15 protein-coding genes are annotated in these 16,011 nt (G+C 64.1%); 7 read left to right on the top strand and 8 right to left on the bottom strand.

Annotation, left to right across the window (positions count from 1 at the left end; translation table 11 throughout):
* Positions 1–26: 26 nt before the first annotated feature.
* Both rhaI and SKZ59_RS12395 read left to right on the top strand, forming a co-directional pair.
* Positions 27–1,322, top strand: coding sequence for an L-rhamnose catabolism isomerase (gene rhaI, locus SKZ59_RS12400; RefSeq protein WP_319991945.1), 1,296 nt, complete (start codon positions 27–29; stop codon positions 1,320–1,322).
* 140 nt (positions 1,323–1,462) lie between these two features.
* Entirely contained in the window at positions 1,463–2,476 is a 1,014-nt protein-coding gene (locus SKZ59_RS12395; protein ID WP_051991317.1) for a bile acid:sodium symporter family protein, read from the top strand.
* Here the strand turns inward: SKZ59_RS12395 and SKZ59_RS12390 are convergent.
* Entirely contained in the window at positions 2,428–3,891 is a 1,464-nt protein-coding gene (locus SKZ59_RS12390; RefSeq protein ID WP_319991944.1) for a UdgX family uracil-DNA binding protein, read from the bottom strand. The genes SKZ59_RS12395 and SKZ59_RS12390 overlap by 49 nt on opposite strands.
* On the bottom strand, positions 3,888–5,120 hold the full coding sequence (locus tag SKZ59_RS12385; protein WP_070303174.1) for a putative DNA modification/repair radical SAM protein: 1,233 nt from the start codon (positions 5,118–5,120) through the stop codon (positions 3,888–3,890). Before SKZ59_RS12385 ends, SKZ59_RS12390 begins: the two co-directional genes overlap by 4 nt.
* Before the next feature lie 137 nt (positions 5,121–5,257).
* Here SKZ59_RS12385 and modA point away from each other — a divergent pair, with 137 nt between their 5' ends.
* The 4 genes from modA to SKZ59_RS12365 are packed head-to-tail and all read left to right on the top strand — an operon-like array spanning position 5,258 to position 8,215.
* Positions 5,258–6,016: a molybdate ABC transporter substrate-binding protein gene (gene modA, locus SKZ59_RS12380; protein WP_319991943.1), complete on the top strand. Its 759-nt coding sequence runs from the start codon at positions 5,258–5,260 to the stop codon at positions 6,014–6,016.
* A 15-nt stretch (positions 6,017–6,031) separates the two neighbouring features.
* Entirely contained in the window at positions 6,032–6,709 is a 678-nt protein-coding gene (gene modB / locus SKZ59_RS12375) for a molybdate ABC transporter permease subunit (protein WP_128140678.1), read from the top strand.
* 11 nt (positions 6,710–6,720) lie between these two features.
* Positions 6,721–7,422 carry a sulfate/molybdate ABC transporter ATP-binding protein gene (locus SKZ59_RS12370; protein ID WP_128140677.1) on the top strand — a complete coding sequence of 234 codons (702 nt, stop codon included), beginning with the start codon at positions 6,721–6,723 and terminating at the stop codon, positions 7,420–7,422.
* A gap of 25 nt (positions 7,423–7,447) precedes the next feature.
* Positions 7,448–8,215: a TOBE domain-containing protein gene (locus SKZ59_RS12365; protein WP_128140927.1), complete on the top strand. Its 768-nt coding sequence runs from the start codon at positions 7,448–7,450 to the stop codon at positions 8,213–8,215.
* 1 nt (position 8,216) lies between these two features.
* Here the strand turns inward: SKZ59_RS12365 and SKZ59_RS12360 are convergent, their stop codons facing one another.
* Complete coding sequence (locus SKZ59_RS12360) at positions 8,217–11,297, bottom strand: response regulator (protein WP_319991941.1); 3,081 nt, start codon at positions 11,295–11,297, stop codon at positions 8,217–8,219.
* A 239-nt stretch (positions 11,298–11,536) separates the two neighbouring features.
* Here SKZ59_RS12360 and fnr point away from each other — a divergent pair, with 239 nt between their 5' ends.
* Positions 11,537–12,295, top strand: a complete 759-nt coding sequence (gene fnr, locus SKZ59_RS12355) for a fumarate/nitrate reduction transcriptional regulator Fnr (protein ID WP_034752524.1) — start codon at positions 11,537–11,539, stop codon at positions 12,293–12,295.
* Between the two features lie 3 nt (positions 12,296–12,298).
* Here fnr and SKZ59_RS12350 read toward each other — a convergent pair whose 3' ends face one another.
* Genes SKZ59_RS12350 through ccoO form a run of 5 tightly spaced genes read right to left on the bottom strand, consistent with a single transcriptional unit; the run spans position 12,299 to position 15,997 of the window.
* A complete protein-coding gene (locus SKZ59_RS12350) occupies positions 12,299–12,823 on the bottom strand; it encodes a FixH family protein (RefSeq protein WP_034752521.1) in 525 nt (174 codons plus the stop codon).
* Between the two features lie 54 nt (positions 12,824–12,877).
* Complete coding sequence (ccoG, locus tag SKZ59_RS12345) at positions 12,878–14,260, bottom strand: cytochrome c oxidase accessory protein CcoG (RefSeq protein ID WP_319991940.1); 1,383 nt, start codon at positions 14,258–14,260, stop codon at positions 12,878–12,880.
* Positions 14,261–14,264: 4 nt separating this feature from the next.
* Positions 14,265–15,185 carry a cytochrome-c oxidase, cbb3-type subunit III gene (ccoP, locus tag SKZ59_RS12340; RefSeq protein ID WP_034752517.1) on the bottom strand — a complete coding sequence of 307 codons (921 nt, stop codon included), beginning with the start codon at positions 15,183–15,185 and terminating at the stop codon, positions 14,265–14,267.
* The gene (locus SKZ59_RS12335) at positions 15,178–15,381 is read right to left on the bottom strand and encodes a cbb3-type cytochrome oxidase subunit 3 (protein ID WP_034752515.1); all 204 of its coding nucleotides are present in this window, start codon (positions 15,379–15,381) and stop codon (positions 15,178–15,180) included. The genes ccoP and SKZ59_RS12335 overlap by 8 nt, the downstream gene beginning before the upstream one ends.
* Before the next feature lies 1 nt (position 15,382).
* The gene (ccoO, locus tag SKZ59_RS12330; protein WP_034752513.1) at positions 15,383–15,997 is read right to left on the bottom strand and encodes a cytochrome-c oxidase, cbb3-type subunit II; all 615 of its coding nucleotides are present in this window, start codon (positions 15,995–15,997) and stop codon (positions 15,383–15,385) included.
* Between the last annotated feature and the right edge of the window lie 14 nt (positions 15,998–16,011).

The raw sequence follows: 16,011 nt of genomic DNA, 5'->3' as shown, positions 1-16,011 counted from the left end.
GGCGCCGCTGCGCGCAAGGAGACAAGATGCATACCATGATCGACAGCGGCCTGGTGGCCGACCACAATGCCAAGCTGCAAGCGAACCTGGACGCCGACTATGCGGCCCTGGGCGGCGTGCTGGCCCGCCGCGGCCAGGATATCGAGCAATTGACGGCGCTGGCGCAAACCTTCGCCGTGGCCGTACCCAGCTGGGGCACCGGCACGGGCGGCACGCGCTTTGCCCGTTTCCCCGGCCTGGGCGAACCGCGCAACGTGTTTGAAAAGCTCGAAGATTGCGCCGTCATCAACCAGCTGACGCAAGCGACGCCCGCCGTCTCGCTGCATTTTCCATGGGACAAGGTCAGCGACACGGCCGCCCTGCGCGAGACCGCCCAGGCTTACGGCCTGGGCTTTGACGCCGTCAATTCGAATACCTTCCAGGACCAGGCCGGACAGGCGCAGTCGTACAAATACGGCAGCCTGACGTCGCACAGCGCGGCCGTGCGCGCGCAGGCCGTCGAGCACAATATCGAATGCATCGAACTGGGCCGTGCGCTGGGCTCGACGGCGCTGACGGTGTGGGTGGGCGATGGCGCGAATTTTCCGGGCCAGCACAATCTGCGCGGCGCGCTCGAGCGCTACCTCGACAGCATGCGCGACATCTACGGCGCCCTGCCCGCCGACTGGCAATTATTTATTGAGCACAAGCTGTTCGAGCCGGCCTTCTACGCCACCACGATCGCCGACTGGGGCACCAGCTTTGCCTGCGCCAGCGCGCTGGGACCGAAGGCCAAATGCCTGGTCGACCTGGGCCACCATGCGCCGAACACGAACATCGAAATGATCGTCGCGCGCCTGGCGCAGTTCGGCAAACTGGGCGGCTTCCATTTCAATGACAGCAAGTACGGCGACGACGACCTCGATTCGGGCAGCATCAACCCTTTCCAGCTGTTCCTCGTGTTCAACGAGCTGGCCGATGCGGCCGCGCGCGAGGGCGCCGCCTTCAACCCTGCCTACATGCTGGACCAGTCGCACAATGTGACGGACCCCATCGAAAGCCTGATGAGCAGTGCCGTCGAGGTGCAGCGCGCCTTCATCCAGTCCGCGCTGGTCGACCGCGCCGCCCTGCGCCACTACCAGGAAGCCAACGATGTGCACGCCTCGGCGCAAGCACTGAAACAGGCGTTCCGCACCGATGTCAGCGCCATCCTGGCGATGGCACGCCAGCGCTCGGGCGCCGCCATCGATCCTGTGGCCTGCTATCGCGGCAGCGGCTACCGGGAGCAGCGCGGTGTGGCGCGCCCACCTAGGGCAGGCGCCAGCAGCAGCGGCATCGTGTAAGGAGGGGCCGGAAGAGGAGCATTGCTGCTTCCGGGCAAGCTGCCTGGAAGCAGGTAGAATGGCTGGCACTGGCGCCGCTCCCGGCGCCGTTTGTCATCCCCGGCACAGCGTGCAAGGCTGCGCCGTTACCAGGCTACCGCATGTCTTCTTTTTCTCCCGCTGCCCTGCTGCGCAATCTGAAACCCGATAATTTCACCATCGCCCTGCTCGTCACCGTGGCGCTGGCCACCTTCCTGCCCTGCACGGGCCAGACGGCCGTGGTCTTCGGCAACATCACCACGGTCGCCATCGGCGCCCTGTTCTTCCTGCATGGCGCCAAGCTGTCGCGCGAAGCCGTGGTGGCCGGCGCCATGCACTGGCGCTTGCACTTGCTGGTGCTGGCCAGCACCTTTGTCCTGTTTCCTCTGCTGGGCCTGGCCCTGCGCCCGCTGGCGCTGACCTTCCTCACGCCCGACCTGTACATGGGCATCTTGTTCCTGTGCGCGCTGCCGTCGACCGTGCAATCCTCGATCGCCATGACGGCCATGGCGCGCGGCAACGTGCCGGCCGCCATCTGCAGCGCCTCGGCTTCGAATTTCATTGGCATCTTCCTCGCCCCCATCCTCGTCGGCTTGCTGGTGGCCAAGGGCGCGGAAAGCAAGTCGTCCGTGGACGCCGTGCTGTCCATCGTCATGCAGCTGCTGCTGCCGTTTTTGGCCGGCCAGTTCCTGCGCCGCTGGATCGGCCGCTGGGTCGACCGCCATAAAGCCACCTTGAAATACGTCGACCAGGGTTCGATCTTGCTGGTGGTCTACACGGCCTTCAGTGAAGCCGTCAGCGAAGGCCTGTGGCATACGATTTCCGTGGAAACCCTGGTCGCCCTGGGCCTGATCAGCACCTTGCTGCTGGCGCTGGTGCTGGGTATCTCCACCTTCGTCAGCCGCCGTCTAGGCTTCAACAAGGAAGATGAAATCGCCATCGTCTTTTGCGCCTCGAAGAAAAGCCTGGCCAGCGGCGTACCGATGGCCAAGGTGCTGTTTTCCACCCGTTCGCTGGGCATGGTGATCCTGCCGCTGATGCTGTTTCACCAGATTCAGCTGATGATCTGCGCCGTGATCGCGCAGCGTTATGCGCGGCGCGATGAGGGACAGGATGTGCCGGCCACGACGCTGTGATGGCTATCCTGCTCTAGCCGCAGCGCCTGCCGCAGCCCCGCCAATATGACCGCGTAAGCCTGCCGCCGGCTGGACTCATCCGGCGCGCGCAGCACATACGCCGGGTGATACACGGTCACCACCGAGCGTCCCGCATGCTGGACCGGCGTGCCGATCAGCGGCGTCATGCTCGTCGCGCCATCCTGCAGGATGGACTTCAAGGCCGTGCTGCCCAGCGCCACGATCACCTGCGGCTGGACGCGCTCAATCTCTTCTTCCAGCCAGCCATGACAGGCGAGGATCTCGCGTTGCGCGGGCGTCTTGTGCAGGCGGCGCTTGCCGCGTGGTTCCCATTTGAAATGCTTGACGGCGTTGGTCAGATAGATGCTGTCGCGCGCCATGCCCGCTTCCTGCATGGCTTGCTCGAGCAGCGCGCCGGCCGGGCCCACAAACGGCAGTCCCGCCAGGTCTTCCTGGTCGCCCGGCTGCTCGCCCACGAGCATGATGCGCGCCTGTGCCGGGCCAATGCCGGGCACGGCTTGCGTGGCGCTTTTCCACAGTTCGCAGCGGCGGCACTGGTCCAGGCTTGTCGCTACCTCGCGCGCCGGCTGGGCGCGCTCGGCGGCAATCGGGATCATGGCCGCGCCGCTGCGCTGGCCCACGCTGGCCGTCTGGCCCGTGCGGCGTTCGCCGTTGGCGGCGCCGCTGAGCATGGCGGGCACGATGGCGCCTTCCGGCAGGTTTTTCCAGAAACGCGAGGGGATATGGCTGTGCAGCAAATCCGCATTCACGCGCGCGGGATTGAAGATGCTGCGGTAGTAGGTCAGCCATAGCGCTTCGCCCGCATCGTCGATGTCGGCCGCGCCTTGCATCAGTGCGGGGCCCGCGTGCAAGGTCGTGCCATCCCACAGCATGCTGGCGGCGGGCGTGGCGATCATCCAGCTGGTAGCTCCCATGCGGCGGGCAAAGTGGCGCGCCACCTGCGGCAGCACCTCGTGCACGGGTTCGAACCAGGCGACAAAACGGGGCGCGCCCTCGCATTCTGGCCGCTCGCGAAAGCGCACATACGCATGCATGTCGTGCTCCTCGCGGTGCACGGCCTTGACCATGGCGTGCAGGCGCGCGCCGTCCGCGTCGGCCGGCGACATCACGTCGTGCTGGCCCAGCTGCCAGCGCCACAGCACCTGGTACAAAAAGGCCCAGCGGTCAGGCACGTTGAAGCAGGCGGCCGCCTGCAGCAGTTCCACCAGGGGACGAGGCAGCCGCAGCCGTGGCGCACTGGTATCCGTGGCATCCGGCGCGGCGGAAAACAGGTCGCCCTCACCGCCTTGCGACTGCCAGGCAACGTCGGCAGGTGGCACCCCAAGCGTGATCAGTTCGCGCGCCGCCGCGCGCCACTCGTCGAACGATTGCGCCAGCCGCACCACCGTACTCATGCCGCCTGCAGCTCCGGCCACAGATTCATCTGCTGAGGTGCCTCCGCCATGGCGCGCCGCAGGTGTTCGGAGGCGGTGGTGTCGCGCGCGGGAAAGTAGTCGGCCGTGATGATGAAGGGCGCAATTTTCTTCATGCTGCAGCGCAGGCGCGACAGATCGGCGTAGCGCACCTGCCGCAGCCTTCGCAGGTCGACGATGCGCTGGGCATTGCGCAGGCCGATGCCGGGCACGCGGGCGATCATGTGCTGCGCCGCGCGGTTCAAGTCCAGCGGAAAATGTTCGCGGTGCGCCAGCGCCCACGCCAGTTTCGGATCGATATCGAGCGCCAGGTTGCCGCCCGTGGCGGGCAGCAATTCGCTGGCCTGGAAACCATAGCTGCGCAGCAGGAAATCGGCCTGGTACAACCTGTGTTCGCGCAGCATCGGCGGCGGCGCCAGCGGCACGCTTTTCGGACTGTCGGGGATCGGGCTGAAGGCCGAGTAGTACACGCGCTTGAGTTTGTAACTGCCGTACAGGGTCTCGGCCGTGGAGAGGATCTGCTGGTCGTCGCTGGCATCGGCGCCGACGATCATCTGCGTGCTTTGCCCGGCCGGCGCGAAACGGGGGGCGCGCGGTTCTTCCGCTTTCTCGTCGAGCTTGCGGCGTATCGACCCCATCGCCAGCTTGATCGTATGCACGCTCTTTTCCGGCGCCAGCTTTTGCACGCTGTCCTGTGTCGGCAGTTCGATGTTGACGCTGAGCCGGTCGGCATAGCGGCCCGCCTGCGCGATCAGGGCCGGATCGGCGTCGGGAATGGTTTTCAGATGGATGTAGCCGCGGAACTGGTGCACCTCGCGCAGCTCGCGCGCCACCTGCACCAGCTGCTCCATCGTGTAGTCGGCCGACTGGATGATGCCGGAACTGAGGAACAGGCCGTCAATGTAGTTGCGCAGGTAAAAGTCGCTCGTCAGTTTCACCACTTCGGCCACGGTAAAGCGCGCGCGCGGCACGTTCGACGTGCGGCGGTTGACGCAGTACTGGCAGTCGTACAGGCAGTAATTCGTCAGCAGCACTTTCAGCAGCGAGACGCAGCGCCCGTCCGGCGTGTAGCTGTGGCAAATGCCCATGCCCGAGGTGGCACCAAAGCCATCCTTGCCGATGGAATCGCGCTTGGGCGCGCCGCTGCTGGCGCAGGACGCGTCGTACTTGGCCGCGTCGGCCAGGATTTCCAGCTTGTCCGTCAATTCCATGGCTCACCTCAATATACTGTGTTTATATACAGTATATCAGGGAATGCAGCTTGCGCTGGCTTGACCTGTGCGATGGCAGATCGCTATATATCGGTGTATATTACGGACCTGGTTCTCTTCTCATCAAGGATACGATCATGCGCCTCACCTCCCTCGCCACACTGCTCGGCGCCGCCCTCTTCGCCACCGCCGCCTCGTCCGCCCTTGCCGGTGAAGTGGTCGTGTCGGCCGCGGCCAGCCTGACGAATGCATTCAAGGAGGCGGCGCAAAGCTACGAGGCGCAGTATCCGGGCAGCAAGGTATCCCTGAACTTCGCCGCTTCGGGCGTGCTGCTGCAGCAGATCGTCAAGGGCGCACCCGTGGACGTGTTTGCCTCGGCCGACCAGGAAACCATGGATGCGGCGCAAAAGCAGGGCCTCGTCTTGCCGGCCGAGCGCATGGACTTCGTCGGCAACAGCCTGGTGCTGATCGTGCCGCACGATAGCAAGCTGGGCATCAAGAGACTGGCTGACCTGACGCACAAGGGCGTGACCCGCGTGGCCATCGCCAATCCGGCCAGCGTGCCCGTCGGCCGTTATTCCGAAGGCGCGCTGAAGAAGGCGAAGCTGTGGGACGCCGTGCAACCGAAAGCCATCGGCACGCAGAACGTGCGCCAGTCGCTCGACTACGTGGCGCGCGGCGAAGTCGATGCGGGCTTTGTCTACGCGACCGACGCGGCCATCATGAAGGACAAGGTGAACGTGGTGCTGGAGGTGCCGCTGGACGCGCCCGTGCTGTACCCGATCGCCACCATCAAGGGCAGCGGCAATGGGGCCGAAGCGAAGCGCTTTGTCAGCTATTTGCAGACGACGCCGGCGCAAGCCATCCTCGCCAAGTACGGTTTCAAGAAACCATAAAGCAAACGACTGCGCATGGATATCGCCTGGACCGCGCTGGCCCTGTCGCTCAAAGTGGCGGCGTGGGCCACGGCACTCAACTTGTTGCTCGGCATCGGCACGGGCTATCTGCTGGCGCGCACGCGTTTTCCCGGGCGCGAGCTGCTCGACGCCCTGTTGACCCTGCCGATGGTGATGCCGCCCACCGTGCTCGGCTACTACCTGCTGGTGCTGCTGGGCCGGCGCGGCACCCTGGGTATCTGGCTGCAGGACAACTTCGGCATCAACCTCATCTTTACGTGGCAGGGTGCCGTGATCGCTTCCACCGTGGTCGCTTTCCCTCTCGTCTTCAAGCCCGCGCGCGCCGCCTTCGAGGCCGTCGACGGCCAGCTCGAGCAGGCGGCCCGCGTGCTGGGCATTTCCGAGCTGGCGATTTTCTTTCGCGTCACGTTACCGCTGGCCTGGCGCGGCATCCTGGCCGGCGTGCTGCTGGGATTCGTGCGCGCGCTGGGCGAGTTTGGCGCCACCCTGATGGTGGCCGGCAGCATTCCCGGCAAGACACAGACCCTGTCGGTGGCCGTGTATGAAGCCGTGCAGGCGGGCCAGGACGACGTGGCCAATACGCTGGTCGTGATCATCTCGGTGGTCTGCATCGTGGTGCTGCTGTCGGCTGGCCGCCTGGCGCCCGGGCGCGTCGCGCACAAAGGACGCTGAGGATGACGCCCATGCAACTCGACCTCGACATCCGCGCCACCTTGCGCTCCGGCAAACGCCGCTTCGACCTGCAGGTGCAATGTACGTCCGGCAGCCAGCGCATCGCCATGTATGGCCCGTCCGGCGCCGGCAAGAGCATGACCCTGAAAGCCATTGCCGGACTCTTCACGCCGGACGAAGGCCATATCCGCCTGAACGGGCGCACCCTGTTCGATTCGGCCGCCGGCATCAATTTGCCGCCGCAGCAGCGCAACGTCGCCTATCTGTTCCAGGATTACGCGCTGTTCCCGCACCTGACGGTGCGCCAGAACGTGGGCTTTGGCCTGAGCCGGGGATGGTTCAATCCGCGCGCGCGCGAAAAATTGCAGAAGGTCGAGCATTGGCTCGATGCCTTCCACTTGCAGGAACTGGCGCACCAGTTCCCCGACGAGTTGTCCGGAGGCCAGCGCCAACGGGTGGCGCTGGCGAGGGCGCTCGTGGCCGAGCCGTCCGCGCTGCTGCTCGACGAGCCGTTCGCCGCCCTCGATCCGGCCCTGCGTGTCAAAATGCGGCTGGAACTGAGCCAGTGGCAACAGCGCCTGGACGTGCCCATGATCCTGATCACGCACGATCCGGAAGATGCGCGCATCCTGGGCGAGCACGTGCTGTACTTGCGCGACGGACAGATCGATAACAGGGAAGACCACATGGCATTGGGTGAACGCATTGGATAAAATCGGCTTGCAAGGCTCGCTATGGATGACGGTGGGCGGGGAAAACCTGGGCGGCGCCGGCAGGGTGGAATTGCTGGGCGCCATCGCCGAATGCGGCTCCATCACGCAGGCGGCCAAGTTGGTAAAGATGAGCTACAAGGCGGCCTGGGACGCCATCGACGCGATGAACAACCTGGCCGGCGAACCGCTGGTCGAGCGCCTGACGGGCGGCAAGGGCGGCGGCGGCACGCGGCTCACGCAGCGGGGACGCCAGCTGGTCGACAATTTCCGCATCATCGAACGCGAGCATGCCCGCTACCTGCGCCAGCTGGGCAGTCAGGCCGAAGGCATCGCCGACGATCTTTTACTCATACGGAGAATGGCCATGAAAACGACGGCGCGTAATCAATTCCTGGGCAAGGTGGCCGAACTGAAACAGGGTGCCGTCAATGACGAAGTCACCCTGGAATTGCCCGGCGGCCAGCACATCGTGGCCATCGTCACGCAGGGCAGCAGCGCAAGCCTGGGCCTGGTGCCGGGCGCGGAAGCGTTTGCGCTGATCAAGGCTTCGTCCATCATCCTCGTGGCCGATAGCGAAGGCGCGCGCTTTTCCGCCCGCAACCAGCTGGCCGGCACGGTCACGCGCGTGCAGACGGGCGCCGTCAACACGGAAGTGGTGCTGGACTTGCCGCGCGGCGGCACGATCGCCGCCATCATCACCAACCAGAGCAGCACGGACCTGGGTATCGAACTTGGCGGCAGCGTGACGGCGATGTTCAAGGCGTCCAGCGTGATTCTGGGCGTACCCGCGTAAATTAATCCTTCAACCGCGACAACCAATCCGCCGCCGCCGCCAGCGCCAGTTCCAGCTCCTGCGCCGTGTGCGCCAGCAGGCTTGGGACTTCGTCCAGGCGGCCAGCGTCGATGGCTTCCTCGGTGGCGAACGCGGCGCGGATCAGGCGTTTCGTGCCCAGGGTGCCGACGGAGCCGCGCACGCTGTGCAGGATACGCGCCACGTCGCTGTGGCGGCCTGCCTGCAATGCTGTTTCCGCGTCGCGTACGGGCGTCATGCCCTTGTTCAGCGCGTCTTCGACCATGCGCCGCAGTACACCGCGCCCCTTCGCGTCACGTCCCATCACGCGCATCAGCGGCGCCATGGAAAACACCTCTTCATCGGCGACGCGTACGGGCTCGGCCGTCTGCACTGGCGGGCGCTTGGGCAGGTGGCGCAGGATGACTTCCATCATCTCTTCCACCACCACGGGCTTGGCGATGAAGTCGCTGATGCCGGCCGTCATGCAGCGCTCGCGCTCGGACGCCAGCACGCCGGCCGTCATGGCGATCACGGGCAGGCTCAGGCGCAGCTCCGTGCGGATGATGTGGGTGGCGCTGAAACCGTCCATGACGGGCATCTGCATGTCCATCAGCACGATGTCGTAGCGCAGCGCTTCCGTGCGCAGCCGTTCCACGGCTTGCAAGCCGTCGCCCACCACGTCGAGGGTGGCGCCCATGTGTTCGAGGATGCCGCGCGCCACGGCCTGGTTCAAATGATTGTCTTCCACCAGCAGGAAATGCACGCCGGCCAGTTCCGTGCCCAGTGGCTGGTGCAGGATGCGCTGCTCGCCGCCGTCGTTCTTGGTGATCAGTGCCTGGTGCAGGGCATCGAACAGGCTCGATCCCGTGATCGGTTTCATCAGCACGACGTCGGCCTCGGCCGCGCTGGAAATTTCCTCGAGGTGGTTGCGGGCGAAGGCGTTGACCATCACCACGATGGGCTGGCGCTGGCCGCTGGCCGCCTGGCGGATGGCCTTGGCCGTGGCCAGGCCGTCCATGACGGGCATGTGCCAGTCGGCCAGCACCACGTCGTACGGTTGCTGCTGCGCCAGGCGTTCGCGGTACAGTTCGATGGCGGCAAAGCCGGAATCGACTTCGTCGGCCAGCCAGCCCCACGCCTCGATCAGCTTGACGATCAGTTCGCGCGTGGTGCGGTTATCGTCGGCCACCAGCAGGCGCAGCTGGCCCAGTGCCGGCGTGCGCCGCGTTTCGGCTGGCTGCGCCAGCATCTCGAACGGCACGCTGAACCAGAAGCGGCTGCCCTTGCCTTCGCTGCTGGCGACGGCGATGTCGCCGCCCATCATGTGGATCAGCTGCTTGCTGATGGCCAGGCCCAGGCCCGTGCCGCCGAAGCGGCGCGTGATGCTCTGGTCGCCCTGCGAAAACGCGGCAAACAGCTGCTGTTGCTGCAGTTCCGTCATGCCGATGCCCGTGTCGCGCACTTCGAAGCGCAGCCAGGCGCGGCCGCTCTCGCTCCTGCTCTCGGCCAGGCTGACGGCCACCACCACTTCGCCGTTCTCCGTGAACTTGATGGCGTTGCCGGCCAGGTTGACGAGGATTTGCTGCAGGCGCTGGGCGTCGCCCACGAGGCGCCGCGGCACGTCGGGCTCGACGGCGATGGCCAGTTCCAGCTCCTTTTCGCCCGCATTCATCGTCATCGTCGTGGCCAGGGTATTCATGACTTCGTCGAGGTCGAATTCGACGGGCGACAGTTCCATGCGCCTCGCCTCGATCTTCGAATAATCGAGCACGTCGTTGAGGATACCCAGCAGCGACTGGCCCGCCACGCGCACCATGGTCAGATACTTGCGCTGTTCCGTATCGAGCTTGGTATTTCCCAGCAAATACACCATGCCCAGCACGGCATTGAGGGGCGTGCGGATTTCATGGCTCATGTTGGCCACGAAATCGCTCTTCGCGCGGTTGGCGGCCTCGGCCCGGTCGCGTTCCTGCTCCAGTTCGGCCGCGCGCGATTCGAGTTCCTGCTGCAGACGGTCGCGCTCGCTCATCAGGCCGTTGAACGCCTCCGTCAGTTCGCCGATCTCGTCGCGCTGCTGCACCGGCACGGGGGTGAAACGGCTGCCGCTGGTGCGCAGGGCCAGCAGGGTGTTGCGCAGGCGCACCAGCGGCGACAGCAGGCGCACGGTGACCCAGCCCAGAACAAATGCGGCCAGCAGCGAAGCGAGGATGCTCCACAGCACCAGCCGGTACAGGACGCCATCGAACGGTTCGAAGGCGTCCGCGACGGGCAGCGAGGTAGCCAGCAGCCAGTTCACCGATTTCAAACGCTTGAAGCTGTTGACGGCCGTGATGCCGCGGCTGTTGGTGCTGACCATGCTGCCTTCGCCATCTTCCTTCAGCAGCTGGGTGGTCGTCAGGTTGGCGCTCGGCTGGCGCGGCTGCAGCAAGCGGCTGGTATCGGGATGCAGCACGTAGCGCGGCACGGCGCCGCGCGTGAGGATGAAGTAATAGCCGCTCTTGCCGATCTTTTCCGAGCGCAGGCGTCCCAGCAGGTTGTCCTTGTACAGGCGCAGCACGCCGATCACCACGCCGGCCACCTGGCCATCGGCGGCCAGCACGGGCGCGACCATCTGCACGATGGGCATGCCGCTCGACTTGCCGAGCATCGGCTCGGTGATCATGGGCTGGCGCGTGCGCAGCACGGTCTGGAAATACTCGCGCTCGGCAACGTTGATGCCCGTGCGCCCCGCCACTTCCGGCATGTCGGCCACGACGGCGCCATGTGCATCGAGCACCAGCACGTCGTCGAACAGCACCAGCATCGAGCGGCGCGAATAGTATTCGCGCAATTGGGCCGGCTGGGCCATCAGTTCCGGCGGCTGCTGCCTGGCCGTCAGGGTGACGATCTGCAGCAGCATGCCCAGCTTGTCGTCGAGCTCGGCAGCGGTGCGGCTGATCAGGGACGACTGCTGGCTCAGCAGTACTCGGGTGAAGTCGTCGCGCATGTGCTGCACCTGTATCATGGTGACCAGCGCGATCATGGCGATCGAGGTCAGGCTGGTGGCCAGCGCGACTTTTGCTTTGATGCCGAGAGGCTTCATGATTTCCTTTTCAGTACCGGGCGGCACAGGCGGCAGATAATGCTGTTAGGAATTTTCCTATCAATACATCAAGTTGGCAAGCGGCGCCGCGCAAATGACCCTCCCCGCATGGGCTTTTGACGATGTTGCCATATAATTAAAGGCTGGACGTCGTTTATTCGCCGAAATTGCGGTGAAATTGGCACACGGCAACCCTGTATGCAGTAAACTTGTTGTTGCATTTTCTAAAAGGTACCGACATGACTGAAGCGCTACTCACTCCAACCTTGCCCACAGTGACCGTGGAAGCGTTGCGTGCGCGATGCTCGACCTGCAGCATGCATCAATTGTGCCTGCCGATGGGCCTCGATATGGGCGACATGGACAGGCTGGACCAGATCATCGGCCGCCGCCGCAAGATCGTGCGCGGCGCCTCGCTGTTCCGCATCGGCGACTCGTTCCAGAACCTGTACGCGATCCGCCTGGGACACTTCAAGACGTACCAGATCAATCCCGGCGGCGAAGAGCAGGTGACGGGCTTCCAGATGGCCGGCGAACTGCTGGGCATGGACGCCATCAGCGCCGACCGCCACCACTGTAATGCGGTGGCGCTGGAAGACAGCGAAGTGTGTGAAATCCCGTTTTCCAGCCTGGAACAATTGCTGGGCAATATGCCGACTCTGCTGCGGCATTTCCACCGCATGATGAGCCAGGAAATCACGCGCGAGCAAAGCGTGATGCTGTTGCTGGGCAATATGCAGGCGACGCAGCGTTTTGCCGCCTTCATCGTCAACCTGGCGTCGCGCTATGAAGCGCGCGGCTATTCGAGCAGCAAATTCCAGCTACGCATGTCGCGCGAGGAAATCGGCAACTACCTGGGCCTGACCATCGAGAGCGTCAGCCGCCTGCTGTCCAAATTTAAGAAGGAAGGCTGGCTGCGCGTGTCGAACCGCGAGATCGAGATCCTGCAACCAGCCAAGCTGAAAGCCATTACGGCAGGCACGGACGTCTGCAAGTAAGGCTTATAGCTCTTCGTCCGCATGCAGCGCGATGCTGCGCTGCACGGGCCAGGTCCAGATGCCGGACAGGCGCCACTCGCGCTTGTCGTTTTCCACCAGCACCTGCCAGCGGCTGCGCTCGAGCATCGGCAGCGCGACCGAAAAATTGCCGGCCGCATCGGGCTGCACCAGCAGCTTGATATCTTTTTCCGGCAGGGTCGCATGCGCCAGGTGCAGCTGCAGCGGTCCCTGGTAGGCCTTGCCGAAGCTGTGCACGGAACCGCTCAGGCGCGCTTGCGCCACGTCGTACGCCAGGCTCGTATCCATGGCCAGGTCGCTGGCGATCGTGTCGCGCTTCAAATCCTGGTTGATCGCCTTGCCCTGCTTGTAATAATCGCCCACCACCAGCGCATCGGGCTGCGTAAACGCGATATAGCCCATGAAGCTGCCGACGACCACGGACAGGCCGGGACCGATCATCAGCAGCCATGGCCAGCGATGCTTGTACCACGGTGCAACGGGAGGCTGCAGTTTCAGACTGTCGGACATGGTATTTCTCCTCTGTAAACGGCCAGCCCCCGTGCGGGGACCGGCCTTCCTGCATCACCGCGGCACGATGAAGACCGCGCTTTCACGCACATGCAGCGACGGGTTGTCCAGCGATTGCAATTCGATCGCAATCTTGTTCGACCCCTTCTCGCCCACGCCGTGCGGCACGCGCAGGCGGATCGGCCAGCCCAGCGTTTCCGTCGGCTGCAAGGTCACTTCTTCGCGCGTCAGCAAGGTCAGGCCCGGCAAGCCGGAGGCGCTGATCTTGAAATGCTGGCTTTGCTCGGACGTGTTCATGATCTGCAGGCGGTAGACGTTTTCGATCATGCCGTCTTCCACTTCGCGTCCCATCGAACCGCGGTCGCGGATCACGTCCATTTTCAGGGGCGTGCGCAGGGCCAGCGAGGTACATACGGCGATGATGATCAGGGCCAGGATGGAAGTGTAGATCAGGACGCGCGGGCGCATGGCGCGCTGGCGTATCTGCTTCGAATTGAAGTTGTTTTCCATCGCATGGTCGGTGCTGTAGCGTATCAGGCCACGCGGCCGCTCGACCTTGTCCATCACGCTGTTGCAGGCATCGACGCAGGCGGCGCAGCCGATGCATTCATACTGCAGGCCGTTGCGGATATCGATGCCGGTCGGACACACCTGCACGCACAGGGTGCAGTCGATGCAATCGCCCAGCTTGTCGTTGTTGCCGGCCTTCTTGCTCATGGCGCCGCGTGGTTCGCCGCGCTTGGCATCGTAGGTGATGATCAGGGTGTCCTGGTCGAACATGGCGCTCTGGAAGCGCGCGTAGGGGCACATGTATTTGCACACCTGCTCGCGCAGCCAGCCCGCGTTGCCGTAGGTTGCCAGGCTGTAGAACAAGACCCAGAACCATTCCCAGGGACCGAAATTCAAGGTGACCACCGATTGCGCCAGTTCCTTGATCGGCGTGAAGTAGCCGACAAAGGTAAAGCCCGTCCACAGGGCGATGGCGCCCCATACCAGGTGCTTGGCCGTCTTCTTGAATGCCTTGCGCACGGACGGGCCCTGCTTGTCGAGGGCCATGCGCGCGCTGCGCGTGCCCTCGATGCGGCGTTCGACCCACAGGAAAATTTCCGTGTATACCGTTTGCGGGCAAGAGAACCCGCACCACACCCGCCCGGCAATGGCCGTGACGAGGAACAACAAATACGCACAGATGATCAGCAGGGCCGCCAGATAGATGAAATCCTGGGGCCACAGCACGACGCCGAAAATGTAGAACTTGCGCGTGGTCAAGTCGAACAGCAGGGCTTGCCTGCCATTCCAGGTCAACCACGGCAAGCCGTAGAACGCGAGCTGGGTAAGCCATACGCATACCCATCGCCAGGTAGCGTAGCGTCCTTTGGCCTCGCGAGGGTAGATCTGCTCGCGGGCCGCATACATCTTGATGACTTGAGGTTCCATTACATCATTTCACGGGCGTCTGAGGATTCGACAGGCTCCAGACATACGCCGACAGCACGTGTACCTTGGACTCGCCGAGGAAATCGCTGAAGGCCGGCATGGTGTTGCTGCGTCCCTTGCGTACGGTTTCCATGATGGTATCGGCGCTGCCGCCGTACAGCCAGACCTTGTCCGTCAGATTCGGCGCGCCGAGCATCTGGTTGCCCTTCGCATCGGCGCCGTGACAGGCCATGCAGGCGCCAAACTTGGCCTTGCCCAGCACCGACTTGACGGGATCCGAGGTCGAACCGGACAGGCTGAGCACATAATGGGCCACGTTCTCGACGTCCTTTTCGGAACCGAGGGCGGCGCCCATCGGTGGCATCTGCCCATTGCGGCCGTGCAGGATGGTGGTCTTGATGATGTCGGGTTCGCCGCCATACAGCCAGTCCTTGTCCGTCAGGTTGGGGAAGCCCTTGTTGCCGCGCGCATCCGAACCGTGGCATTGCGCGCAGTAGGTCAGGAACAGGCGCTGGCCGATGGCTTGCGCCTGCGGGTCGGCGGCCACCGTCTTCAAGTCCTGGCTCAGGTACTTGTTGAACAGGGGGCCGTAGTCGGCTTCCGCCTTCTTCAGCTCTTCCTCATACTGGCCCGTCGATTTCCAGCCCAGGCTTCCCGCATAATTGCCCAGGCCCGGATACAGGAACAGGTAGGCCAGCGCGAAGACGATGGTGATGTAGAACAGCCACATCCACCAGCGCGGCATCGGCGTATTGAGTTCCTTCAAGTCCTCGTCCCAGACGTGGCCCGTGGTGCCGTCGGCGGGGGCGCCGGCGACCACTTTCACTTTCGACTGCGAGTACAGCAGCACGCCGCAGCCGATGATGCCCAGCAGGGACAGCACGATGATGTAGATATTCCAGAAGCCATTGGTAAAGTCAGCCATGGTTATGCTCCTTCGCCAGGTTCATCTCGGCCTCGGCCGGATAGTCGAGCGCGTCGTCGGCGAACGGCAGGCGTGCCGCCGCGTCGAAGTCGCTGTTGCTGCGGCTGAACGTCCACCACAGGATGCCCACGAACGTCGTAAAGGAAACCACCGTCATGACGCTGCTGGCGCTGTCAAACAGGTTTTCGATTGCCATGCTAATTCCTTGTTTTGATTAATGTACCGAGGCCTTGCAGATAGGCGACCAGGGCGTCTTCTTCCGTCTTGTCCTGCAGCTGCGCGGGGCCGGCGGCGATTTCTTCCTCGCTGTACGGCTGGCCCAGGCGCTTCAGGGCGCGCATCTTCGGCACGATCTCGTCAGGCACCAGCTTGGTCTTCGCCAGCCAGGGGTAGGACGGCATGTTCGACTCGGGCACCACGTCGCGCGGGTTGTTCAAGTGCGTGCGGTGCCATTCATCGCTGTAGCGGGCGCCCACGCGGGCCAGGTCGGGCCCCGTGCGCTTGGAACCCCACTGGAACGGACGGTCGTAGACGAACTCGCCGGCGACCGAATAGTGGCCATAGCGTTCCGTTTCCGCGCGCAGCGGACGCACCATCTGCGAGTGGCAGTTGTAGCAGCCTTCGCGCACGTAGATGTCGCGGCCCGCCAGGCGCAGCGGCGAATACGGTTTCAGGCCGGCGACCGGCTCCGTCGTGCTCTTCTGGAAGAACAGGGGGACGATCTCGACGGCGCCGCCGATGCTGATCACCACCGTGACCAGGGCGATCAGCAGCCAGGGGTTTTTCTCAATCCATGCATGTGAAAATTTCATTTGCTTTTGCTCCT

This window comes from Janthinobacterium sp. GMG2 (assembly GCF_033949445.1).
GTDB classification, from domain to species: Bacteria; Pseudomonadota; Gammaproteobacteria; order Burkholderiales; family Burkholderiaceae_D; genus Janthinobacterium; species Janthinobacterium aestuarii.
Note: the sequence above shows the minus strand (reverse complement) of the source record. Positions and strands in the feature narration are given on the sequence as shown.